At 59.9% G+C, this 22,559-nt stretch carries 21 protein-coding genes and 3 pseudogenes; 10 read left to right on the top strand and 14 right to left on the bottom strand.

Annotated elements, in window-relative coordinates; translation table 11 throughout:
• Positions 1-100 precede the first annotated feature (100 nt).
• From G485_RS0119470 to G485_RS31585, 6 genes and pseudogenes are all read right to left on the bottom strand, one after another.
• Positions 101-1,249 (bottom strand): ABC transporter permease, encoded by a 1,149-nt coding sequence (locus tag G485_RS0119470; RefSeq protein WP_027093903.1) that lies wholly within the window; start codon positions 1,247-1,249, stop codon positions 101-103.
• A 1-nt stretch (position 1,250) separates the two neighbouring features.
• Positions 1,251-2,375: an ABC transporter permease gene (locus tag G485_RS0119475; RefSeq protein WP_027093904.1), complete on the bottom strand. Its 1,125-nt coding sequence runs from the start codon at positions 2,373-2,375 to the stop codon at positions 1,251-1,253.
• A gap of 13 nt (positions 2,376-2,388) precedes the next feature.
• Positions 2,389-3,324 (bottom strand): ABC transporter ATP-binding protein, encoded by a 936-nt coding sequence (locus tag G485_RS0119480; RefSeq protein WP_027093905.1) that lies wholly within the window; start codon positions 3,322-3,324, stop codon positions 2,389-2,391.
• Between the two features lie 124 nt (positions 3,325-3,448).
• Positions 3,449-4,561 (bottom strand): sensor histidine kinase, encoded by a 1,113-nt coding sequence (locus tag G485_RS0119485; RefSeq protein ID WP_027093906.1) that lies wholly within the window; start codon positions 4,559-4,561, stop codon positions 3,449-3,451.
• Between the two features lie 11 nt (positions 4,562-4,572).
• Positions 4,573-4,785: pseudogene (locus G485_RS31580) on the bottom strand (response regulator transcription factor); the annotation flags it as partial.
• Between the two features lie 90 nt (positions 4,786-4,875).
• Positions 4,876-5,289 (bottom strand): annotated as a pseudogene (locus G485_RS31585) (response regulator); the annotation flags it as partial.
• A gap of 184 nt (positions 5,290-5,473) precedes the next feature.
• On the opposite strand from G485_RS31585, the gene dapA reads away from it, so the two are divergent.
• On the top strand, positions 5,474-6,355 hold the full coding sequence (dapA, locus tag G485_RS0119495; protein WP_027093908.1) for a 4-hydroxy-tetrahydrodipicolinate synthase: 882 nt from the start codon (positions 5,474-5,476) through the stop codon (positions 6,353-6,355).
• A gap of 57 nt (positions 6,356-6,412) precedes the next feature.
• Here the strand turns inward: dapA and G485_RS0119500 are convergent, their stop codons facing one another.
• Positions 6,413-6,865 carry an SRPBCC family protein gene (locus G485_RS0119500; protein ID WP_027093909.1) on the bottom strand — a complete coding sequence of 151 codons (453 nt, stop codon included), beginning with the start codon at positions 6,863-6,865 and terminating at the stop codon, positions 6,413-6,415.
• 113 nt (positions 6,866-6,978) lie between these two features.
• On the opposite strand from G485_RS0119500, the gene G485_RS27385 reads away from it, so the two are divergent.
• The gene (locus G485_RS27385) at positions 6,979-7,824 is read left to right on the top strand and encodes a helix-turn-helix domain-containing protein (protein ID WP_035157298.1); all 846 of its coding nucleotides are present in this window, start codon (positions 6,979-6,981) and stop codon (positions 7,822-7,824) included.
• A 195-nt stretch (positions 7,825-8,019) separates the two neighbouring features.
• Here G485_RS27385 and G485_RS0119510 read toward each other — a convergent pair whose 3' ends face one another.
• Positions 8,020-9,036, bottom strand: a complete 1,017-nt coding sequence (locus G485_RS0119510) for an AI-2E family transporter (protein ID WP_027093910.1) — start codon at positions 9,034-9,036, stop codon at positions 8,020-8,022.
• Between the two features lie 394 nt (positions 9,037-9,430).
• Between G485_RS0119510 and G485_RS0119520 the strand changes: the two genes are divergently transcribed.
• The 4 genes from G485_RS0119520 (at position 9,431) to G485_RS0119535 (ending at position 12,803) form a co-directional block, all read left to right on the top strand.
• Positions 9,431-10,657: an outer membrane lipoprotein-sorting protein gene (locus G485_RS0119520; protein ID WP_027093912.1), complete on the top strand. Its 1,227-nt coding sequence runs from the start codon at positions 9,431-9,433 to the stop codon at positions 10,655-10,657.
• A gap of 178 nt (positions 10,658-10,835) precedes the next feature.
• Positions 10,836-12,020: an alanine racemase gene (gene alr, locus G485_RS0119525; protein WP_027093913.1), complete on the top strand. Its 1,185-nt coding sequence runs from the start codon at positions 10,836-10,838 to the stop codon at positions 12,018-12,020.
• A 146-nt stretch (positions 12,021-12,166) separates the two neighbouring features.
• Positions 12,167-12,448 (top strand): CopG family ribbon-helix-helix protein, encoded by a 282-nt coding sequence (locus G485_RS0119530; RefSeq protein WP_027093914.1) that lies wholly within the window; start codon positions 12,167-12,169, stop codon positions 12,446-12,448.
• Positions 12,449-12,452: 4 nt separating this feature from the next.
• A complete protein-coding gene (locus G485_RS0119535) occupies positions 12,453-12,803 on the top strand; it encodes a type II toxin-antitoxin system PemK/MazF family toxin (RefSeq protein WP_027093915.1) in 351 nt (116 codons plus the stop codon).
• A gap of 115 nt (positions 12,804-12,918) precedes the next feature.
• On the opposite strand, the gene ptsP is transcribed toward G485_RS0119535, so the two are convergent.
• The 6 genes from ptsP to G485_RS0119565 are packed head-to-tail and all read right to left on the bottom strand — an operon-like array spanning position 12,919 to position 18,580.
• A complete protein-coding gene (gene ptsP, locus G485_RS0119540) occupies positions 12,919-14,664 on the bottom strand; it encodes a phosphoenolpyruvate--protein phosphotransferase (RefSeq protein WP_027093916.1) in 1,746 nt (581 codons plus the stop codon).
• 34 nt (positions 14,665-14,698) lie between these two features.
• On the bottom strand, positions 14,699-14,971 hold the full coding sequence (locus tag G485_RS0119545) for an HPr family phosphocarrier protein (RefSeq protein WP_027093917.1): 273 nt from the start codon (positions 14,969-14,971) through the stop codon (positions 14,699-14,701).
• Positions 14,972-14,986: 15 nt separating this feature from the next.
• Entirely contained in the window at positions 14,987-15,439 is a 453-nt protein-coding gene (locus G485_RS0119550) for a PTS sugar transporter subunit IIA (RefSeq protein ID WP_027093918.1), read from the bottom strand.
• A 27-nt stretch (positions 15,440-15,466) separates the two neighbouring features.
• Complete coding sequence (locus G485_RS0119555; RefSeq protein WP_027093919.1) at positions 15,467-16,840, bottom strand: PTS fructose transporter subunit IIC; 1,374 nt, start codon at positions 16,838-16,840, stop codon at positions 15,467-15,469.
• A 27-nt stretch (positions 16,841-16,867) separates the two neighbouring features.
• Positions 16,868-17,800 (bottom strand): 1-phosphofructokinase, encoded by a 933-nt coding sequence (pfkB, locus tag G485_RS0119560; RefSeq protein ID WP_027093920.1) that lies wholly within the window; start codon positions 17,798-17,800, stop codon positions 16,868-16,870.
• Between the two features lie 6 nt (positions 17,801-17,806).
• Positions 17,807-18,580, bottom strand: coding sequence for a DeoR/GlpR family DNA-binding transcription regulator (locus G485_RS0119565; protein WP_027093921.1), 774 nt, complete (start codon positions 18,578-18,580; stop codon positions 17,807-17,809).
• A 305-nt stretch (positions 18,581-18,885) separates the two neighbouring features.
• On the opposite strand from G485_RS0119565, the pseudogene G485_RS31590 reads away from it, so the two are divergent.
• From G485_RS31590 to G485_RS27395, 4 genes and pseudogenes are all read left to right on the top strand, one after another.
• A pseudogene (locus G485_RS31590) lies at positions 18,886-19,287 on the top strand (YhgE/Pip domain-containing protein); the annotation flags it as partial.
• Between the two features lie 106 nt (positions 19,288-19,393).
• Positions 19,394-19,711 (top strand): ABC-2 transporter permease, encoded by a 318-nt coding sequence (locus tag G485_RS31075; RefSeq protein WP_051318423.1) that lies wholly within the window; start codon positions 19,394-19,396, stop codon positions 19,709-19,711.
• Between the two features lie 53 nt (positions 19,712-19,764).
• The gene (locus G485_RS30155) at positions 19,765-20,139 is read left to right on the top strand and encodes a TetR family transcriptional regulator (RefSeq protein WP_027093923.1); all 375 of its coding nucleotides are present in this window, start codon (positions 19,765-19,767) and stop codon (positions 20,137-20,139) included.
• A 183-nt stretch (positions 20,140-20,322) separates the two neighbouring features.
• Positions 20,323-22,527, top strand: coding sequence for a Tex family protein (locus tag G485_RS27395; RefSeq protein ID WP_035157305.1), 2,205 nt, complete (start codon positions 20,323-20,325; stop codon positions 22,525-22,527).
• Positions 22,528-22,559 lie beyond the last annotated feature (32 nt).

Below are 22,559 nucleotides of genomic sequence, written 5' to 3' on the forward strand. Positions count from 1 at the left end.
TGGAGAAACGTTCGGACCCATACGCTGCACAATCCGGCTTTCACGAAGGGCAGCTCCCCGCCGCACAAGAAGCACGGTTCGGAGAGCCCGCCGGCGCCGGTCAGATGAACTGCCTGACGTCGTTGTTGCGGCTGAAACGGTAAATGGCGACCAGCGTGAACGCTGTGGCGAAGGCGATCAGAACGACCAGGTTGAGCGCGAGGCTGCCGAACGATTGGCCGTCCTGCAGCTTGGCGATCGTATCGAGCATCCACCGCTGCGGAAGGAAGTTTGCGATTTTGCGGACGGTGTCCGGCATAATCTCGGCCGGGAAGAAGCAGCCCGCCAGCAGGCAGGTCGGAGTAATGACCAGGTTCTGGAGCGCGCCCGCGTTTTTGCTGTTTTTCGCGAAGGCGGTCAGCAGCAGCGAGAGGCCGATGGACGTCAGCGAGAACAGCAAGAGCGTGCCGAGCATTTCACCGAACGGAATGCCGGAGTCGATGTGGAAGACGTTCTTCATCAGAAGCAGCGTCACGACAATCTGCAGCAGTTGGATAACCAAGGTGCAGAGCACATTGGCGAACACGTAAGCGCGCGCCGACACCGGCGAAGACAACAGCCGGAGGAACGTGCGATCCTCTCTCTCTTTAATAATCAGTTCGGTCATATTGACGGCCGAGAACAACAGGAACATGAGCAGGAAGCCGATCGTCTGATTCGTCATGTCCTTCACTTTCGATGTGTCCTCAAGCGATCGGGCGTCCAGTTTGAAGCCCGCTTGCTTGTAATCCGCATAGATCGACTCGAACGCTTGCGGATCGTCCTTCGTTGCCAGGCCGATGGAGGCCACGTTGCCGATGTAGCTGTCCAGCATCGATTTTACATAAGAAGTGACTTCCGCGCCCTTGGCGGAGACGAGGTTCAGATGCGCCGGGTGTCCCTCGCGAACGCTGTCCGCGAATCCCGGCTCGAACACGAGGCCGCTGTCGAGCTTGCCCGATGCGATGTCTTTCTTCAATGAAGCTTCGTCCGTCATCGTCACCTTCACGTTGTTCAATCCTTCGACGAACCGAATCGCATCTTGCGTCAGCGCCCGGTCGCCGTCTTGGTTGATAACGCCGATCTTCAGGTCGCCGCCGCTTGAACTGCCGTAGACCAGCATGGAGAGCAGAATGCCCGCAACCGGCAACCCGAAGTAAACGATCCAGCTTGATTTCTTGCGGAAGGTCGCGCGGAGCGACCTGCGAACGATCCAGAGCACGTTGTTCATCTTAGAAAGCCTCCCGTTTGCGCAAAGTGACCGCTACGAATGCGAGGAACGCCGCGGCGATCGCCGCGTTGAGCCCGATGACCGGGAACGCCGCCTTCAGGTCGCCGTTGTAGATCATATTCATGAGCGCGTTGTTCGCCCAGCGCATCGGCGACAGGTTCGTCAACCGGTCGAAAAAGCCGCTTGCATCTTCGATCGGGAAGTAAGCGCCGCCCAGAAGGGAAGCGATCTGAACGAAGATCAGCATGACGGAGTTCGCGGCTTCCCCCTTGAAAATATAGGTCAGACCGAGACCGAAGCTCACGGCGAGCAGCACGACGGTGAAGAGCAGGAGGAAGACGATGCCCAGGTGGTCGCCCCAATTGGCGTTGAAGGCGTACTTGCTGAACAGGACGACGGCCACAATGCACAGGAAGTTGGTGAAGGTGCAGCCGATCACTTTGCCGGCGAAAATCTCCAGCTTGCTGACTGGAGCAGCGGCCAGCCGAAGCGCGGTCTTCCGCCTGACTTCCGCGCGAATGAGGTTGCTTGCCGACATGCAAGCGTAGAAGGCGATCATCGTCGACTCCGCAATCGCGTAATAATCGATGGAGCCCGGCTTGCGGTCCGGATCGAGCGAGGTCTCCCGAATGAAGGAACCACCGGCAACCGCGTTGACGACGATGGCTTGCGCCGCTTCCGGGCTGATCTTGGCGGCGGCTGCGGCCAGGTTGTATTTGTCGGCGAACGCCGTCAGCATCCCCTGAATCACGTTGCTCTCGATCGTCTCCCGGCCGCTTCCGTAGAAGCGGATGCCGGAATCGTCGATTTCCGCGTAGGCGGTATAGCGGTTGTCCTTGACCGCCTCCCGGCCGTCGGTTCCGGGCGAAGCCGGCGTCAGCTCCACGCCTTGCCCGGCGATCGCATTCGCGAAGCCGTTCCAATAGGTTTGCAGCTGCGGGTTGCTCGCCGAATTTTGGTACAGCAGCTTCATGTCCCCGACGGAAATTCCGTTATGGAAGGCGTTCGTCAGCGCCGTTCCGAGAATGAGGATCAGGACGATCGGGAAAGCGAGCATAAAGACGAAGGTGCGTTTATCCCGGAAGTGGCCTTTGATCTCGAAAATCGCGATGCTCAGTACGTTCACTTAAGCTTCCTCCTTAGTCGCGCAGGTTCCGGCCGGTCAAGGTCAGGAACACCGTCTCCAGATTGGGCGCTTGCTCTTCCACCGAGCTGATCTCGACCTGGTCCTTGATCAATTGCTGAATGATCCAGTTCAGGTTGTTGATCTCGGCCTTGGATACGATCTTGATCGTCTGCTCCTCCAGCCGGACGGAGATGATGCCGGATATCCGCTTGAGCGCCTCGAGGTCGAGGGCGTCTTCCTTCTTCACGCCGATCCAGATCTCCTTCGTGTCGGTAATGATCGACTTGAGCTGCTCCTTCGTGCCCTCCGCGATGATTTTGCCGTGGTCGACGATGGCGATCCGCGTGCAGATCTCTTCGACTTCTTCCATATAGTGGCTCGTATAAATGATGGAGCATCCCATCCGGTTCAGCATCCGGACCGAGTTCAGAATGTAGTTGCGGGACTGCGGATCGATGCCGACGGTCGGTTCGTCCATAATGATCAGCTTCGGGCGATGGGCGATGGCGCAGGCGATGTTCAACCGCCGCTTCATGCCGCCGGAGAAGCTCTTGGGCAGCGCCTTGTGCTTGTCGCCAAGCCCTACGAAGTCGAGCGCTTCGACCGTGCGCTCCTTCAGGAGCGAGCCGCGAAGACCGTACAGTCCGGCGAAAAAGCTTACGTTCTCGTAGGCGCTCATCTCCTCGTAGATGGCCAGATCCTGCGGCACGATGCCGATGTTCATCTTCGCGAACTTGCTCTCCTTCACGATGTTGCGGCCGAGCAGCTCGATCTCGCCTTTCGTAATGCGCAGCAGCGAGGAGATCATATTGATCGTCGTGCTTTTGCCGGCGCCGTTCGCACCGAGGAAGCCGAAAATTTCGCCCTCCCGCACGCTGAGGTTCATGTTGTCGACGGCGATGAAATCGCCGAATTTTTTGGTCAGGTTGCGGATTTCAAGCACGTTCATCCGAATCACTCCGTGTTCTTCATTGGATTATGGCTTTATTCTAAAGAAAAAGGATGACCCTATGTCAGTGCATAAGTTCATCCTTTGCATATGAGAAAGTTCATGTTCCGCTCCGTGAGGAAGTTCATTCTCCCTTGCCGTAGGGCAGGAGCGTCGTCACGCGGAAGCCCTTCGTTCCGTCCACGATGACCGTGCCGCCAGCGCCGGCGGCTCTCTCCTCCATGCCGACGATGCCGAGCCCTTTGACGATTTTCGGCGCCCCCTTGCCGTTGTCCGCCACAACCGCGCGGATCATCCGATTCAGCACCCGGACCTCCATCTCGATCGCGGTCGGGCTGCCGTATTTGAGCGAATTGGTGACGGCTTCCTTCGCGTTCTCGTGAATGATTTGCCATTGGATCGGGGTGATGACGCCGAGGTCTCCGGCATGCACGACGGTCGCGGCGATGCCGTGCCTCGCGGACAGCTCGTCCGCGAACAAGCGGAGCCGGTGGATGCCGAGCTCCTCCGACCGCGGCTTCATGTCCTTGAGCGTCAGGCGAATCCGCTCCAGCCCTTCCTTGGAGATGGCGATCGCGTTGCCGAGCAGTTCGGCGGCCTTGTCCCGATTGGAGGCGAGCAGCGTCCGGGACGCTTCCATCTGGATGAGGGCGCCCGCCATGGCATGGCCGACCTCGTCGTGGATTTGCTGGGACAGCCGGTTGCGCTCCTCCAGCTTGATCGTATATTCGGACTGCCGAATATATTCCATGTTCATGCTGAGCGACTGGGTCAGGTTTTGCAAATCCGCGCGCAGATTTTCCCGTTCGTCTTCCATTCGCTCCAGCTTCTCCGTATGGACGCGCAAGCTCGCATAGAGCAGAAAGCTGAGCGACGTCGACAGAATGTACACCGGAAGCTCGGACTTCGGGATGAGGAACAACGGAACTAAGCCGAGCAGCAGGGCGAACCGCCTGCGGCCTTCCGACAGCAGCACAAGCTCGTAGAGGTTGACCGGCAGCAGCAATAAAAACAGCATGTTTAATTGGTAGGCGAAAAAGACGACGACGGCGCAGGAGACGGCCGAGAGCAGCAGTTGAGGCTTCCGGCGCTTGAAAATGGGTATGGCGACGTTCACGCAAATGTAGATTAAATAAGCGAGAATTTCCCACGACGTCGCCTTCTGCGTCAGAAAAGAGGTGGCGATGACGACGTAAAGGAGCAGCGCCGTTTTGTTACCCATCATCCATAAATCCATTCGTCCGGCTCCTATTCGTCCGCCAGCCTGACTTCGCCGGTCAAATAGTAGATCGCGATCTGCGTGCGGTGCTCGAGCCCCGTCTTGTTCAGAATCGACGTGATGTAATTGGCGGTCGTGCCTTCGGAGATGAACAGCTTTTTCGAGATTTCCTTGTTGGAGAGCCCCTTCGCGATCAGCGCCATAATCTCGAGCTCCCGCTCCGTAAACAGGCTGCGGTCGATCCGGCCGTGACCGGCAAAGCCGGCCGAGCCGGAAGCGGCGGACGCGGCTTTGGCGTCCGGAGACGGCGCTGCGGCGAAAGCGGGAGCGCCGGACAAATTCGAGCGGATTTTGTCCAGCACGACGTCCTGCAGCACGTGATGATCGTTGTACACGCTTTTGATGGCGTCGCGAATCCGTTCGGGATCGTTGTTCTTGAGCAGATAACCCCGCGCGCCCGCTCGGACCGCTTCGAGAATGTATTCGTCGTCGTCGAACGTCGTCAGAATGAGCGGCTTCACCTTCGTCTCCGCGGCGAGCAGGCGGGTCGCTTCGACCCCGTTCATATTGGGCATGCGCACGTCCAGCAGCGCGACGTCGGCTTCGTTGCGGCGGCAATACTCGACCGCCTGCTCGCCGTCCTCGACTGCGGCGACGACGTCGAACTCGTCGAAGCTGGAGAGGATGATCTTCATCCCTTCGCGGATGAACGAATTGTCGTCGGCGATCAATACTTTTATTTTCAACAGGAACAGGCCTCCCGGATCGGCTCGATATAGCCTTGCTGTTACAAGAATATACCAAGGAGCCTATTCCGACAATCGGCAACCATCGATACCGCCGATCGCTTCCATCGAAGACGTTCGATAACGGCCTTGCTTCGAATATTGTTATTCTTATTGGCAACACCGTCTATGGAGGGATTGCCCGATGATGAACGCAAGCGATTTGAAAGGAATTATCGTGCCGGTCGTGACGCCGTTTCGGCCGGACGGCGAACTGGATCTGGATTCGTTCCGGAATTACGTGGATGCGCTTCTGGAGCGGGACATTCAGGGGATTGTCGTCAACGGGACGACCGGCGAAAGCCCGACGACGTCGTGGGAGGAAGTCGTTCTGCTCGCGCAGGTGGCGCGCGAACGGATGAAGAGGAGGCGGCGGGTCCCCCTGATTGTCGGCACGGGGACGAACGATACGCGTTACGCGGCGAGAAGAACGATGCTGGCGGGGGCGGCGGGAGCGGATGCGGCGCTGGTCGTCGTTCCCTACTACAGTCGGCCGTCGCAGGAAGGCATATACGAGCATTTCCGGGCTGTCTCCTCGGTCGGCGTGCCCGTTATCGTGTACGAGATTCCGGCCCGTACCGGCGTTCGCCTGGAGGTTGATACGGCGAGATCGATTCTGGCGCTGGACGGGGTGATCGGCATGAAGGACAGCAGCGGCGGGACGGAACTGTTGAAGAAGCTGGGGCCAAGTCCGGCCAGGCCCGTTCTGTGCGGGGAGGACGCGAACTTCTGGGCGATGCTGCGCGCGGGCGCCGCCGGCGGCATTCTGGCGTCGGCCAACGTCCGGACAAGCGAGTTCGCGGACGTCTGGCGGCTGCGGACGGAAGGCAGGGACGCGGAGGCGGAGAAGGCGTTCGCGCGGTTGCTGCCGACGATCCGGCTGCTGTTCCGCGAGCCTAATCCGGCGCCGCTCAAATGGCTGCTCGCCCGTGAGTCCCTGATTGCGTCGGATACGCTGCGGCTGCCCCTCGTTCCGATAACGCCCGCTTTAAGGGCGGATTTGGAACGCGAACGGACGCGGACGTAAAATCCGCGCCTTGTTCGTGAACCCGGCGGACTGGTAAAATCAGGTGCAGAAGCTACTTTACCAGCCGAAGTCCAGCGTTTTCCCCGTCTCCGCATACGTTTTGACGTTGCTGAGAATCATCGGCCAGCTGTTCTTCGTCGACTCGTAGGAGGGATGCCCGTCCGGCCATTCGTCGTTCACAAGCGTCAGCTTCGTGCAGTTGCCGACGGGCTCCAGCGTCATCGTCAATCTCGTCTCCCAGTCGGCGTGATCTTCGCGATAGGACGGACCGGCATGTTCGGTGTAGCTCATGAGCCGGTACGGCTCGAAGGCGAGCACCCGGCCGTACACGTGCACGGTCTCTTCGCCGTCGTTGCCGGGGCCGACGTATTCGTAAGGCGCGCCGACCTCGAAGGTCGTCCGCAGCTCGCAGCCGAAGAAGATCGCTTTGACGCCTTCGGCGGTCGTGAAGACGTTCCATACCTCTTCGGGCGAAGCTCCGACATACAGGACGTAAGTTAAAGGTTCCATCGTTTGTCCTCCATTCGTCTGCGGGGGGATCACCCCCGTCCGTTGTTCCGATTGTAAACCGGACGAACCGGCCCGTATTGTAAAAACGCGACATCCGAAAAGGAGGAAAAGTGATGAACCCGTCCCCAAGCCCGACGGACCGAGGCATTCTGCAAGCCAAGGAGGGCATGAAGAGATTTGCGCTGGAGCGATACGAGCCTTCCGAGGATCTGGCTTGCTTCGTCGAGAGGTATTGGACCGTCCGGTGGGATCTGCGGGGGCAGGATCCTTATCGCCAGACGATTCTGTCTTATCCGAGCGTGAACCTCTCCTTCGAGAAAACGTGCGACGGCACGTTCGCCGGCGTGTACGGCGTCCCTCAAAAAACGTTCACCCGCCACTTGCATGAAGACGGCTTCGTGCTCGGCGTCAAATTCCGGCCCGGCGGCTTCTATCCGTTCTGGCAGAAGCCCGTCTCCCAACTGACGGGCCGGACCGTCGCCTTCGCGGACTTGTTCGGCTCCGAAGCTTCGGAGGCGGAGGGGCTTATTTTCGCCGGGGCCGACGAGGCGGAGATGATTCGCGTCCTGGAAAGCTTCCTTCGCGGCCGGTCTCCGGAGAGGGACGAGAACGTGGAGCGCGTCCAGCGCATCGTGCAGGCCGTCGTCGACGACCGGGAGATGACCCGCGTGGACGACCTGGCGAGCCGCTTCGGACTCGGCAAACGAACGCTGCAGCGCCTGTTCGACCGGTATGTCGGCGTCAGCCCGAAATGGATCATTCAGCGTTACCGTCTGCAGGAGGCGGCGGAGCGGATGGAAGCGGGGGAGCGCCCCGATTGGGGGCAGCTGGCGCAGATCTTGGGCTACTTTGACCAAGCCCACTTTATCAAGGATTTCAAAGCGCTCATCGGCAAATCTCCGGAAGCCTATCGCTCGGACGCCGGTTCGGCGGATTCGTCCGGTGCGACGAATGCCTAGGCAGGGGCTGTCCCAGAAGGGCTTGGAAAGCCTGGCGGGAAAAGCGAAAGCGCTGTAAGCTCGAAAATCAATCTTAGAGACGGGTTCGCGGCTCGATTGCGCGGTCTTGAGGTCGGATGGCTGTCGCTTGCAGGCTATCGAAATCAAAAATGGCGACGCGGGGATGGGCTCCCTAACGTCGCCACTTTTTCATTTTCATGCGTGCGGTTTCTCGTCGGTCGGGCTTACGTCGAGGAGATCCAGAAGGAACATGAAGATCGGGATGCCGATGATGAGCCCCCAGATGCCGAAGAAATGCTGGGAGAAGACGAGCACTACGAAAGTGTAGAACATGGGCAACTTCGTCTTGGAAGCCATCAGGCGGGGATTCAGCAAATACGTCTCCAGCGCGTGAATGAGAATGATCATGACGATCGTCCAGATGACGAGCGTCAATCCGCCGGTCTGATAGCCGATGAGCCCGATCGGAATAAATGAGACGATGACGCCGGCGACCGGAATGAGACTGAGCAGCAGCACCATGACGCCCAGCGCGAACAGATAGGGGAAGCCGAGAATCCAGAGCCCAAGCATCGTAAACACGGTGTTGAACACCGCGATGATGAGCTGCACCTCGATCACTTTGCCGAAGGAAGCCATGAATTTCTTGCTGAAGTATTCCAATTCGTCGTAGATCCAGCCGATCTTGCTCGTCTTGAATTTGCGGGTGAAGTTGGCGACTTTCGTTTTCTGAAGCAGGAAGAACAAGCTTAGAATGATGACGATCAGAACGATTTCGAGCCATTTCCCCAATTTGGCGATATAAAATTTCGCTTGGTCCAGGTAGGTGTTGTAGTCGATTTTGTTCAGCATTTCGGCCAGTTTGTCCGCGACGGGATCGCCCTGGTTGGAATTGAGGAACTTGACAATGGTGTTGAACATCTCGACGATTTGCGCGGCGATTTGGGGGACGTACTTGGAAATGCCGATCACCATGGCCGAGACGATAATCAAGTACAATAGAATGGACACCACGTTCGGATGAATCGGGAACAGTCTGCTTATTCGTCTGGTCAGGTAACCCTGGAACCGGTCCATGACGTATGTGACCAGGAACAACAGCAAAATCATATTCAGCATCGAGCGGATGCTGAACAGAAGCACGACGAGCAAGAGCAAAACGACGACTCTTCGTACCATCGGCAAGGCAAAAAAATCGCGAATCATTCCCATAGACTTCCCTCGTTTGCGAATTCTTTTCCGTTCAAGAGTAGTACGCTCGACCCGAAGGATGGTTTCTTTTCTCGGTCGAATATCCTCGATGCCCGATTGTATGCCGTTAGTCGCCATTCCGTCTCGGCATATTCGTACCGTCCGCCCTGCGGCATTCGCTTCCCGTGCCGCCGCCGGTTCACGATATGAGCGGCGAACGAATCGAGACGATTGTAGGCGATCATTTTAGCCCTTTCCATCATCCTCCTTTATTTTCACCCATAAACGTTAAAACTCAATCTCATTTGCCCGTTCCGGGTTCAAGCCCGAGCTCGTCAATCTAGTCCGCATAATCGGTCAAGTCCCCTCATAGACATGAACCATGGATTAACCATTGTGCAGAGGGGTGGATCTCATGCGTCGTCGGATCCCATGGATCGTGTCCGCCGTCGTGCTTCTCGCCGTCATCCTGTCCGGGTGCGGAAGCAAGAACGCGGATTCGGTCGTGAAGGATTTGAACAAGGTGGCAGGCAAGCTGGAAAGTTATCAAGGCAGCGGGGAGATGATCCTCCATACCGGTCAGAAGCCGCTGACTTACAAAGTGGAAGTCTGGTACCAGAAGCCTTCGTATTACCGCATCGCCCTGACCAACGAAAGCCGCGATATTACGCAGATCGTGCTTCGCAACGACCAAGGCGTGTTCGTGCTGACGCCGCGCCTGAACAAGAGCTATCGCTTCCAAAGCGACTGGCCCGAGAATCAGGGACAGGTTTACTTGTACCAGACGCTGCTGCAGAGCATCATGGTCGATAACTCCCGCCAGTTCACGACCGACAAGGACGCCTACGTGTTCGACGTCATGGCGGGCAACTACCAGAACGGCTCGTTCGCGCGGCAAAAAATTTGGCTGGCCAAATCGGACTACGCTCCGCGCCAGGTCCAGGTGACCGATACGAACGCCAACCTGATGGTGGAGGTCAAGTTCACGAACTTCGAGTTCGGCAAAAAATTCGACAAGTCGGCATTCGATATGCAGCAAAATATGTCGGGCGCTCCGAACGCCGGGCAATCGAGCGACGACAATTCGACATCCGGAGACAACGGCAGCTCGACATCCGGAGACAACGGCAGCACGGGAACGGGCGACACCGCTGGCACGAGCGGCACGAGCGGCACGAACGGCGCCAGCACGACGGGGACGGGCGACAACGCCGGTACGACGGACGGTTCGGCAGATGCGACCGGCGCGGACGCCGCAGGAGCCGAAGGCGGAGACAAGGCGGCGAGCGCAAGCGAAAATTTCGCGGCTGTCGAGCCCGATCCGGACGCGCTGCCCGAGGGCGTCAAGCTGCTGGATTCGAGCGACATCCAGCTTGCGGAATCGCCGGGGGTCATGCTTCGCTACTCGGGCACGTATGATTTCACGATCGTCGAATCCGCGCCCAAAGACGTGGCGATGTCCATGAACGAAGGCATCATGCTCGATCTCGGATTCACGCTCGGGCTGCTGTCGTCCGGCGACGAGACCCAATCGCTCACCTGGACCTACGACGGCATCGTTTACCGGCTGACGACGAACAATCTTCCGCAGGAAGAAATGGTGAAGGTCGCCCAGTCGATGGTCGACTCTTCGGGCAAATGACAACGTTCCGCCGCTAGTAAATAGAAACGCGAGGATGCCGGCCGCTCAGGACCGGCTCCTTTGCGGATTCTGGAAAAGGTTGGCTGCCGCCGTTTCGTTGACAGTCCAGCGGACACCCGGTAACATTACTTTATTGGGTTTAAAGATGGGTTCAACAGAATAAAGTGGGTGACGGGTTTTGGACAGTTATTACAGGCCGACGGTGGCGGAAATTTCCTTGGACGCGATCGAACGCAACGTGCTGGCGTTCCGGGACCGGCTGCCGTCAGGCACCCGGCTTTTGGCTTCCGTGAAGGCGAACGCTTACGGCCATGGAGCCGTTGAGACGGCCCGGTGCGCCGTCAGCGCGGGGGCGGATTACCTTGGCGTAGCGTTCCTCGACGAGGCGCTTCAGTTGCGGCAAGCCGGGATCGAGGCTCCCATTCTCGTCCTCGGCTATACGCCTCCGGAGGGCTTCGAGCCGGCCAGGCAACACGGCATTACGCTGACTTTGTACCGCCACGAACAACTGGACGCCGTCGAACGGTTGGCGGCGAACGGTCCCAAGCTGAAGGCGCACGTCAAGATCGACACCGGCATGGGACGGCTTGGCGTGCTTCCGGGTCCGGAAGCGGAGCGGTTCCTGGAGCGGGGATGCGCGATCTCTACGCTTGAAGTGGAAGGCATGTTTACGCATTACTCCAAAGCGGACGAAACCGACAAGAGCCATACGCTCATGCAGGCGGAGCGCTTCGCTTCGGTCGTCGATTACGTGAGGCGCCATTCGCTGCCGCTGTCCATCATTCACGCGGGCAACAGCGCGGCGGGGATCGATCTGCCGGAACACGCGGGCGAAATGCTCCGCCTCGGAATCGGCATGTACGGCTTGTACCCGAGCGATGAGGTCCGGAAGGACCGAATCCGGTTGGAACCGGCGCTAACGCTCAAAACGCGGGTCGTCCACGCGAAGACCGTTCAGGCCGGGGAAAGCATCAGCTACGGAGGGCGGTACGTCACCCGGCGCGCCGAATCGATCGGCACGATTCCGGTCGGTTACGCCGACGGCTTCAGCCGGATGCTGTCGGGCAAGGCGGAGGTGCTGGTGCGCGGCCGCCGCGTTCCCGTGCTCGGCTCGATCTGCATGGACCAGTGCATGATCGGACTGGACGGCGTGGAGGACGGGGGCGCGAACCGCGTCGAAGTGGGCGAAGAAGTGGTGCTCATCGGCCGGCAAGCGGGCGAGACCATAACGGCGGAGGAAGTCGCGGCGAAGCTCGGTACGATCAATTACGAGGTCACTTGCATGGTGGCGGCGCGCGTGCCGCGGGTCTACGTCCGGAACGGCCAAACGGTCGCCGTCCGGAATCCATTAATTACCGGGTAAGAGATCGAACATTTTTTTTGCCCCGTTTAGCAGGAAAGTGCGGCCGGAAGAGCGAATCGTTTACGCAAGTGCCGTATATTTCTTCTTGGGTACGGCATACTGGGAATTAGGTTATGGGTTGGTAAATACTTGGAGGTGCTTGTTCGGTGGCCAATGTTCACAATACGAAGCGGATTATGATCAGTTTGCCGGATCACCTGCTGCGCGAGGTCGACTTCGTCGTCGCCAAGGAGAACACGAATCGAAGCGAAATTATTCGCCAGGCGATGAAGCAGTATCTCGTGGAGCGGAAAAAACGGCTGATTCGCGATTCCATGCAGCGCGGCTACTTGGAAATGGCCAAAATCAACCTGAATATGGCATCGGAAGCGTTTCAAGCGGAAGAAGATGCCGAAAGCACTCTCGGACGCCTTGTAAGCGGGGTGTAATCCATTGATCGTCAAACGCGGGGATGTTTTCTATGCGGATCTGTCGCCGGTGGTCGGTTCGGAGCAGGGCGGCGTGCGCCCCGTGCTGGTGATCCAGAACGATATCGGCAACCGATTCAGTCCGACGGTCATCGTGGCGGCTATTACCGCTCAAATTCAGAAAGCGAAACTCCCGACGCATGTCGAGATCGAAGCGAAGGCTCACGGCTTGGACCGCGATTCGGTCGTGCTGCTGGAGCAAATTCGGACGATCGACAAGCAGCGGTTGACGGACAAGATTACCCACCTGGAAGAGGAAATGATGCGCAAGGTCGATGACGCGCTGCTGATCAGCGTCGGACTCATCGATTTTTGACATATTCAAATGGCAACAACGGGCTGTTCCGGAAGGTCGAGACGACCGGCCGGAACAGCCCTTCGTATTTTCGCCAAACGTCCGCCGCAACGGTTCTAAAATCGACCTGATGGCATTATGATTGCAGGCTCCCGCCGATCCCGGCGAGGAACGCCTTAAGCTCCCGGCGCACGTCCTGCGGCGTGTCCATATCCAGGACCCGTTCGGCGAGCGCCGAACACGCCTCGGCGTTCAGCCGTGAGATCGCTTCCTTGATCTTCGGCACGGACGGCGCGGCCATGCTCCATTCGTGCAGGCCGAGACCGACGAGCAGCGGCGCCGCCATCGGATCGCCCGCCATCGAGCCGCACATGCCGGTCCACTTGCCATGGCGGTTGGAAGCGTCGATCACCTGCTTGATGAGGCGCAGCACGGCAGGGTGGAAATAATCGTACAGATCGGCTACCCGCTCGTTCATCCGATCGACGGCCAACGTGTACTGAACCAGGTCGTTGGTGCCGATGCTGAAGAAGTCGACTTCCCGGGCGAATCGGTCCGCTTGCAGAGCGGCCGAAGGAATCTCCACCATCATGCCGACTTCCACTTTGTCGGCATGCGGCACGTTTTCCCGCCGGAGCGCCTCCCGCGCTTCCTCGCAGATCGCCTTCGCTTGTCTCCATTCCTGAAGCCCCGATATCATCGGGAACATGATTTTGACGTTGCCGTAGGCGCTGGCGCGAAGGATGGCACGGAGCTGGGTCGCGAGCAGCTCTTGCTGCCCCAGGCAGAGCCGAATCGCCCTGTAACCGAGGAAGGGATTGGCTTCGGGCTCCGCATCGAGGTACGGAAGCTCCTTATCGCCTCCGATGTCCAGCGTGCGGATGACGACGGGGCGCCCCTGCATCGCTTCCGCCGCCGATCGGTAGGCCCGGAATTGCGTGTCTTCGTCCGGCATCGAGCTGCGGCTCATGAAGAGGAACTCCGTGCGGTACAGCCCGATTCCTTCGGCCCCGATGCCGATCAACCCTTCGGCTTCCTGCGGCGTTCCGATGTTCGCCCCGATCTCGGCGCGGAACCCGTCGACGGTAACGGCTTCGCGGTTCGCGAAAGCCTCCTGACGGCGCTTCGCCTCTTCCTGCCGCGCCATCTTGTCGCCGTACTCGCGCATCGTCCCGGCGTCCGGATGAACGACGACATCGCCCGTTCCTCCGTCGACAGCCAGCGTGTCGCCGGAATGGATCGCGTCGATTCCGGAGCCGGCGCCCAGCACGGCGGGGATGCCCAGCGATCCGGCCAGAATCGCGGTGTGGGACGTTTTGCCGCCGATGCGGGTAACGATGCCGAGTACCCGCCGCTTGTCGAGTTGCACGGTATCCGAAGGAGACAGGTCGTCGGCGACGAGGATCGCTTCCTCGCGGATATCCGACAGCCGGGCGCCCTCTCGGGCCCTTAGATGAAGCAGGAGCCTGCTTCCCAGATCGCGGACGTCCGAAGCCCTCTCGCGCATATACTCGCTGGCCATGCTCTCGAACAGGCCCGCGGTTTGGATGACGATCCGCCGTACGGCCGTCTCCGCGGACCATCCTTCCGACTCGATGAGCTGCTCCATCGGAGGATAGAGGGACGGATCGTTCAGCATGCTCATTTGACCTTTGAGAATGACCGCTTTATCTTCTCCGAGCGTCGCTGCGGTGTGCGCAACCAGCTCTTCGAGGTCCTTCAGGCAGCGTTCCTTCGCTTCCCGCAGCCGCAGCGCTTCGCCGGCGGGATCGTCGGTTCGCCGTTCTTCCGCATCTTCCACGCGAATCGGACGGTAGACGAACGCACGGCCGATCCGAACGCCTTCGGAGACTCCCAGACCTGTTATTTTCGTTTCCTTCATAGTGCCATTCGCCTTCCTTCAAATACAGTCCTGTTCACGCCTCTCCGAAGCCGCTTTGCACCAGCTCGGCAAGCGCGTCAATCGCTTCTTGTTCGTCCGCTCCTTCCGCGGAGATGACGATTTCGCTTCCTTTGGCCAAACCGAGCGTCATCAGACCGAGAATGCTTTTGCCGTCTGCGACCGTATTCGTTCCCTTGACGGCGATCGATATTTTCGACGTAAATTTGGCGGCTTGTTCCGTGAACAGCTGGGCGGGCCGGATATGGAAGCCCGATTCGTTTACGATGACCGCTTCTCTCGTTAGCATGGCGGGTCCTCCGTGTCAGATGGTTTCGAGCAAGTCCGTCAATTGCTCGGCATTCTGCACTTGCAGCAATTGCTCCCGGAACTCCTCGTGAATGAGCTTGCGGGACAGTGCGATCAAAATTTGCAAATGTTCGTTCCCTGCGGCCTCCGCAGGAACGGCGATCATAAACGCCGCCTGGACGGGATTGCCGTCGAGCGAATCCCAGTCGACCGGCCGGGCGAACTTGGCGAAGGCGAGCGCCGCTCGCGAGACGCCGGCCGATTTGCCGTGCGGAATCGCGAAGCCGAACCCGATGCCGGTGGAACCGGTTTGCTCCCGGGCGAGGATGGCTTGAAGATAGGCGTCTCTATCGGTTACGCTCCCGCCGGCGGCGAGGGCGTCGACCATCGCTTCGATGCTCGTTTGCTTGTCGGCCGTATTCAGCGGAATGAGAACCGCTTGTTCTTGAAGCAGAGATGAGATTTGCATCGTTAACCTCCTGTTGGTAGGGAATCGTTAAGCGTTCACATTTTTCTTGAACATTTTCAACAGCAGCGCGGTAACGACCGTTCCGGCCGCGATCGAGAGGGCGTACAAGCCCAGATGCCCGACCACATGCGGAATCGGAAGGACGAAGATGCCTCCGTGCGGAGCTTGAAGCGTCGCGCCGAACAGCATGGACAGGGCGCCCGTAACGGCCGAACCGGCGACGATCGACGGAATGACGCGAAGCGGGTCGCTAGCGGCGAACGGGATGGCTCCTTCCGTAATGAAGGAAATGCCGAGCACGGCCGCCGATTTGCCGGCTTCCCGCTCCTCCGCCGTAAATTTGTTGCGCGCGATCAAAGTCGCGAGCCACAGACCGAGCGGAGGCGTCATGCCCGCCGCCATTACGGCGGCCATCGGTCCGTAGACATGGCTGGCCAGCAAGCCCACCGAGAACGTATAAGCGGCTTTGTTGATCGGACCGCCCATGTCGAACGCCATCATCGCCCCGAGGAGCAGGCCGAGCAGAGCCGCGTTGGCGGAACCGAGCGTTTGCAGCCATTGCGTCAGCGCGTCCATCAGCCACTTGACCGGCTCTCCGATGACGTAAATCATCGCAAGTCCGACAATGCCGGAAGCGAGCAGCGGAAGAATGAGAATCGGCTTGAGCCCTTCGAAGTTTTTCGGCAGCTTGATATACGTTTTCAGCCATTTCGTCACGTAGCCGGCGAGGAAGCCGGCCGCGATGCCGCCCAGGAAGCCGGCGCCGTTCTGGGAGGCCAGCATGCCTCCGATCAATCCGGGCGCGAGACCGGGCTTCTCGGCGATCGAGAAGGCGATGAAGCCGGAGAGAACGGGAACCATCAAGGCGAAGGCGGCGCCGCTGCCGATGCTCATGAAGGCGGCCGGCAACGTTCCTTGCTGCTCGAAAGCGTGAATGCCGAACATGAAGGAGATTGCGATCAGCAGGCCGCCTGCGACGACGAGGGGCAGCATATGGGAAACCCCTGTCATCAGATGCTTGTAAGGACCGGAACGGGCTTTGCCGCGCTCCGCTTTCGTTTGCTCGACCTGCTTGATATAATCGGATTCCTCGGCGGCCTTCATGCTTAGAGCTTCCTCCAGGAGCCCGGCCGGATTTTTGATCGCCTGAGCGACGGGTACGCGGACGACGGGTTTGCCCGCGAACCGCGATTCCAGCACGTCGGTATCGGCGGCGACGATGACCGCATGGGCTTCGGCGATGTCCTGCTCGGTCAGCTCGTTCTCGACGCCGACCGCGCCCCGCGTCTCGACTTTGATCTCGATCCGCTTCTCCTTCGCCGTCTTAAGAAGCGATTCCGCGGCCAGGTACGTATGGGCGACTCCGGTCGGACAAGCCGTTACGGCAATAATTTTTTTCATGGAAGATTTCCTCCTGACGGAATGAAATTAGGTCAAGCGTTCAACCTGAACGAACGGCAGCTTCTCCACGACCTCCTGCAGGGTGCAGACGTCCGTTCCCGGCTTGGAAGCGGTTATCGTTCCGGCCGCAGTCGCCCACCGGGCCGTTTGTTCCAATGAAATGCCCTGCAGGATGCAGAAGGCCATCGCCGCTACCATGGAATCGCCGGCGCCGACCGTGCTCTGGGGCTCGATCGGGAACGGCGCCGCCCGGATTCGTTCCTCCTTGCTCAGCAGCAGCGAACCTCTTCCGCCCATGGAGACGACGACGTAACGGATTCCCTTCGCGAGCAGCGGGTCTGCCGCCCGGATGACGTCTTCGTCGGAAGACAGCGTCCGGCCGCACAGCTTCTCCAATTCGTGGATGTTCGGCTTGATCGCATAGGGGACTGCCTCGATGCCATGGGCGAGAGCGTCACCGTCCGCATCGAGAATGACTTTGACTCCGCGCCTGCCGGCGATCTCGATCAAACGGCCGTAATAATCGGGCGGGACCCCCGGCGGGAGACTCCCGGCCAGGACGACAAGCGAAGCTTGCGGAAGCTCCCGGTCGAAGCGATCTTCGAATTGCTTCAGCACTTCAGGGGTGATCGTAGGCCCGGGCTCGTTCAGCTCGGTCGTCTCGCGGGTGGATTCGTCCACCACTTTGAGATTCGTTCGGGTCTGCCCCTCGGCCTCGAGGAAGAAGGAGGGGATGCCCAACTCGTTCAGCTTCTGGCTCAAGAAGCGCCCAGCATAGCCTGCGGTCAACCCCCATGCGGCCACCTCCGCGGAAAACCGCTTCAACACTTTGGCCACGTTGATCCCCTTGCCCCCCGCGTCCATTCGCACGCTATGGATGCGATTCAAGCGGGACGGAATCAGCCGGTCCACACGGACCGTTTTATCGATGGACGGATTCAAGGTGACCGTCAAAATCATAAGCGTTCATTCCTTTGCAAGCGTGACTTGGATGCCTTCCGATTCCAGCTCCGCCGCGGCGTCGGCGGGCAATCCTTCGTCGATGACGCAGTGATGGATTTCCGTCAGATCGGCGAATTTCGCGAACGCCACCTTGCCGAATTTGCTGTGGTCGCAGAGCAGGATGACCTTCTCGGCCGCCTGGATCATGCAGCGCTTCGTCGCGGCTTCGATCAAATTCGGAGTGGTCAGGCCGCCTGCGGGATCGATCCCGTTCGTGGCCAGAAACAGTTTGTCTACATGAATGGAAGCGATGGTTCTGTCGGCTATGGGACCGACCATGGCTTGGGTCTGATGACGGAGCGTTCCTCCGGTCATGAGAAGCTCGATTTGCGGCAGGTTTCGGAGTTCCTCGAGAACCATCGTCGAGTTGGTCACGACCGTCAATCGGCCGAACGATTTGAGAAGCTTGGCAAGCTCGTAGGTCGTCGTGCCGGAGTCGAGAAAGATCGTGTCGTTCTCTTCCACCAAACCGAGAGCCGCTCTGGCGATCCGTTCCTTCTGCCGCCTGTACCGGTCTTCTTTTTCTATAAAGGAGGGCTCGACGTTATCCGCGATTTGCAGGGCGACGGCTCCTCCGTGCGTCCGGCGAAGCTGCTTCGCTTCTTCCAGATCGCGGAGGTCCCTGCGGATCGTCGATTCCGACACCTGCAGCAAGGACGCCAATTCGGGAACGGAGGCCCGGTTTTTCTGTTGAACGTATTCGGCGATTTTCCGCTTGCGTTCTTCTTCGAACAACATGGGGAGAGCTCCTTTCTCCATGGATGGGAGAGTGCGTGCAGATAAGTTGATTGAGTTTGCTCATTTGTTCTTGTTTTTGATTATATATGACTGAAATTTATTTGTAAAGCGGTTACATTAATGGATTTCGGTCAAAAATGAGCAAGAAAAAACTCGCGTGTCGAGCATTGCTTCATTGTCTACAGCGTTCTGCGGCCTGCCTCCGAGCTCCTATAAAGAACGGATTGCGCATAGGCGATAAATATGATGAAATGATCCCGGATAACGAGGAAGCGCTGCGGAAGCTGAACGATCGGGAGCTCCAGATGGTCATCCGGATTCCATCCACGTTCTCGGCGGATGCGGCCGATTCGGGGAAAACGGCTTCGATCGAATATACGCTCAACGAATCCAACCCGGCCACGATCAAAAGCATGATGACCTCGGTCGCCGCCCAGGTGACCGCCACCGTCAACAAGACGGCGATCGGCCAAGGGGTGACGCAGTTGCTGGCGAAGGCGAACGTCCCCGCGGAGCAGGCTTCGGCGGCCGCCGCATCGCTGTCCGAGCGGGTCGTGTCCGACGTGAAGTCGATCAACCGGGTCGACGGGTTGAAACACCAGATGGTGCCGATGATGATGGTGCTCGCCTCGTTCGTCGGGGCGATGATTATGGGAATGAATATGGAGCAGTCGTCGATGACGGTCGCGGCCGCGCACGGCAAGTGGCAAAGGTTCGGTGCGCGCGCCGTGATCAATCTGGCGGCCGCCGTCGTCGTATCGCTGGTCGGGACGTCGCTCGTCATGGCGCTTGGCGGTCAAGCGAATCAGCCAAATGTTCCTTCTTCTGTTCGGCATGGGCGGCATGCTGTTCAACATCCTGCTGCTGTCGGCCCAGCTGGCGTCATCGGGCGCGATGGTGCTGCGGGAGCTGCTGCCGGAATTCTACATTCATCTGGGCCGAGCGCTGCCGGCGACGTATGCGGTTCAAGGCCTTATGGACGTCCTGTTCGGAGGCGGCGGACTGGGGGAAGCGGTTGGGACGATGCTGATCATCGCCGCGGCCGCGATTGCGGTTGGAGCGCTGGCCGTTGCTCTGAAGCCGCAGCGGCTGACTCGCGCCGCCGCTTCGGCCGCCCATGGCAGAGGGTGAACGCTTGCTTCGGGCGCAGGGCTTGTTCATAATAGAACATAGCCCGATGGACGATGGCCGCGAAGAAGCTGTTCTCCCGTCAAGGCTTCGACGGGACGACGATACGGCAAATTTGCGAGGAGGCTAACGCCAACGTCGCGCTCTCCTTCCCGGACCCCGATCATTCGCGAGTACTTGCTGCCGTTCTGGGACATGGCGAGGAGATTGCTCGAAGCGGGCCGCCGCCAAGGCGTTTTCCGGTTCCGTTCGCTGGACAGCACGTTTCTGTATATATGGGGGGGCTGCTGTTCCCCCGGGATTTCGAGCTGTTTACGCCGGTGCTGAGCGAGCCTCCGCTGACGACGGAGCAGAAAATCGAAGACGTGACCCGTTTCGCGCTTGGGGCGCTTGGTTATCGGGGCGGAGCGGGCGTGCCAACAAAGCTGTGAAAAAAGGGGCGCTTCCCCCGATCATTCAGAATAGATAAGTTCCTGTCTGAATGGTCTTACGCAAAGCGCCTTCGGCGTCCGAAGACGCCGAAGGCGCTTTTGCTTGGGGGAGCGTCCTTTGGCGGTTTCGCCGGCCGGTGCCGGTCGGCGATTCCGGCGATACGACGAGGAGGAGTCGGGGACATGAGCGAAGCTGTACAGACGGAAGCAGCCGCGCAGGAAGCCGCGGAACGAATGATCAGGCAAATCGCCGGAGAGCTGGGGCTGTCGCCCGGACAGGTTCGGACGGTGGCGGGGCTGCTCGACGAGGGGAACACGATTCCTTTCATCGCGCGCTACCGCAAGGAGATGACCGGCGAGCTCGACGAGAACCAGCTGAGGGCGATCGAGGAGCGCCGCGGTTATTTGAAGCAGTTGGAGGACCGCAAGGGCGAGGTGCTGCGGCTCATCGGCGAGCAGGGCAAGCTGACGCCCGAGCTGGAGAGCGCGATCGCGGCGGCGGTCAAGCTGCAGGAGGTCGAGGACCTGTACCGGCCGTACCGCCAGAAGCGCAAAACGCGGGCGAGCGTCGCCAAGGAGCGGGGGCTCGAGCCGCTCGCGCAATGGCTGCTGTCGCAGCCGCGCCAGGGCGATCCGCTGGCGGAGGCGGCGCGTTACATAGACGAAGCGAAGGGCGTCGAGACGGCGGAGGAAGCGCTGCAGGGCGCGATGGACATCGTGGCGGAAGGGCTCGCCGACGATGCGAACGCGCGCAGGCAGGTGCGCCGGTTCACGTGGGACCACGGCGTGCTGCGGAGCAAAGCGAAGGACGCCGAGGCCGAATCGGTGTACGAAATGTACTATAACTATTCCGAGCCGGTGAAGCGGCTGCCCCCGCACCGCGTGCTCGCGATCAATCGCGGGGAGCGCGAGGAGGTGCTCAGCGTCGGCATCGAAGTGCCCGCCGAACGAATCGTGGACGAGCTGCAGCGCCGGCTGATCCGCGGACCTTCGGTTGCGCGGGAGCTGCTCGCCGCCGCGGCCGAAGACGCGTACAAGCGGCTGATCGCGCCGTCCATCGAGCGGGAGCTGCGCGCCGAGCTGACGGAGAAGGCGGAGGAACATGCGATCGGCATTTTCTCCGAAAATTTGCGCAATCTGCTGCTCCAGCCGCCGGTGAAGGGGCGCGTCGTGCTCGGCGTCGATCCCGCTTACCGGACGGGCTGCAAGCTTGCGGTCGTGGACGAAACGGGCAAGCTGCTCGAGGTGGCGGTGTCTTACCCGACGCCGCCGCACAACAAGAAGGCGGAAGCCGAGGCGCTATTCCGGCGCCTCATCGAGCAGTACGGCGTGACGCTGATCGTCATCGGCAACGGCACCGCCTCGCGCGAGACGGAACAGTTCGTCGCCGGCGTCATCAAAGGCATGCCGGAGCGCGGCTTGCAATATTTGATCGTCAGCGAGGCGGGAGCCAGCGTCTATTCGGCGTCGAAGCTGGCGCAGGAGGAGTTCCCCGACCTCGACGTCGCCGAACGCAGCGCCGTCTCCATCGCGCGCAGGCTGCAGGATCCGCTCGCCGAGCTTGTCAAGATCGAGCCGAAGGCGATCGGCGTCGGCCAGTACCAGCACGACGTGTCGCAGAAGCGGCTGGACGAGAGCCTGGCAGGCGTCGTCGAATCCGCGGTCAACCACGTCGGCGTGGACGTGAACACCGCGTCGCCTTCGCTGCTCTCGTACGTGTCCGGCATCAACGCGACGATCGCCAGAAACATCGTGAAGTTCCGCGAAGAGAACGGAGCGTTCACGGACCGCGCCCAGCTGCAGAAGGTGCCCCGTCTCGGCGCGAAGACGTTCGAGCAGTGCGTCGGCTTCCTGCGCATTCCGGAAGGCCGCAACCCGCTCGACAAAACGCCGATCCATCCGGAATCGTATCCGGTGGTCGACCGATTGTTCCGCGAGCTGAAGCTCGACTTGTCGGCGATCGGCACCGAAGAGCTGAAGGCGAAGCTGGCCGCCGTCGAAGTCGAGGCAATGGCCGCGAAGCTGGCCGTCGGGGCGCCGACGCTGCGCGACATTATCGACAGCCTGCAGCGTCCCGGGCGCGATCCGCGGGACGAGCTGCCGCCGCCGATTTTCCATACCGACGTGCTGGACATCGAGGATTTGAAGCCGGGCATGGAGCTTCAGGGGACGGTCCGGAACGTTGTCGATTTCGGCGCGTTCGTCGACATCGGGATCAAGAACGACGGCTTGGTGCACATCTCGCAGCTCAGCGACAAGTTCGTCAAGCATCCGACCGAGGTCGTCGCCGTGGGCGATACGGTCAAGGTTTGGGTGATCGGAGTGGATTTGAAAAAGGGACGCGTCAGCCTGACGATGAAGGGAAGAGCGGAAGCGCAAGGGCAATAGGAAAGGGGGGGCGCCGGCAGCCGACGGATCGG

The organism is Cohnella thermotolerans DSM 17683 (assembly GCF_000429825.1).
Classification (GTDB): Bacteria; Bacillota; Bacilli; order Paenibacillales; family Paenibacillaceae; genus Cohnella; species Cohnella thermotolerans.

Excerpts from the sequence above, each read along its gene's own strand:
- G485_RS0119470 (WP_027093903.1), bottom strand. The coding sequence starts at position 1,249 with ATGAACAACGTGCTCTGGATCGTTCGCAGGTCGCTCCGCGCGACCTTC.
- G485_RS0119480 (WP_027093905.1), bottom strand. The coding sequence starts at position 3,324 with ATGAACGTGCTTGAAATCCGCAACCTGACCAAAAAATTCGGCGATTTC.
- G485_RS0119485 (WP_027093906.1), bottom strand. The coding sequence starts at position 4,561 with ATGGATTTATGGATGATGGGTAACAAAACGGCGCTGCTCCTTTACGTC.
- dapA (WP_027093908.1), top strand. The coding sequence starts at position 5,474 with ATGATGAACGCAAGCGATTTGAAAGGAATTATCGTGCCGGTCGTGACG.
- G485_RS0119500 (WP_027093909.1), bottom strand. The coding sequence starts at position 6,865 with ATGGAACCTTTAACTTACGTCCTGTATGTCGGAGCTTCGCCCGAAGAG.
- G485_RS27385 (WP_035157298.1), top strand. The coding sequence starts at position 6,979 with ATGAACCCGTCCCCAAGCCCGACGGACCGAGGCATTCTGCAAGCCAAG.
- G485_RS0119510 (WP_027093910.1), bottom strand. The coding sequence starts at position 9,036 with ATGGGAATGATTCGCGATTTTTTTGCCTTGCCGATGGTACGAAGAGTC.
- G485_RS0119520 (WP_027093912.1), top strand. The coding sequence starts at position 9,431 with ATGCGTCGTCGGATCCCATGGATCGTGTCCGCCGTCGTGCTTCTCGCC.
- ptsP (WP_027093916.1), bottom strand. The coding sequence starts at position 14,664 with ATGAAGGAAACGAAAATAACAGGTCTGGGAGTCTCCGAAGGCGTTCGG.
- G485_RS0119545 (WP_027093917.1), bottom strand. The coding sequence starts at position 14,971 with ATGCTAACGAGAGAAGCGGTCATCGTAAACGAATCGGGCTTCCATATC.
- G485_RS0119550 (WP_027093918.1), bottom strand. The coding sequence starts at position 15,439 with ATGCAAATCTCATCTCTGCTTCAAGAACAAGCGGTTCTCATTCCGCTG.
- G485_RS0119555 (WP_027093919.1), bottom strand. The coding sequence starts at position 16,840 with ATGAAAAAAATTATTGCCGTAACGGCTTGTCCGACCGGAGTCGCCCAT.
- pfkB (WP_027093920.1), bottom strand. The coding sequence starts at position 17,800 with ATGATTTTGACGGTCACCTTGAATCCGTCCATCGATAAAACGGTCCGT.
- G485_RS0119565 (WP_027093921.1), bottom strand. The coding sequence starts at position 18,580 with ATGTTGTTCGAAGAAGAACGCAAGCGGAAAATCGCCGAATACGTTCAA.
- G485_RS31075 (WP_051318423.1), top strand. The coding sequence starts at position 19,394 with ATGTTCCTTCTTCTGTTCGGCATGGGCGGCATGCTGTTCAACATCCTG.
- G485_RS30155 (WP_027093923.1), top strand. The coding sequence starts at position 19,765 with ATGGCCGCGAAGAAGCTGTTCTCCCGTCAAGGCTTCGACGGGACGACG.
- G485_RS27395 (WP_035157305.1), top strand. The coding sequence starts at position 20,323 with ATGAGCGAAGCTGTACAGACGGAAGCAGCCGCGCAGGAAGCCGCGGAA.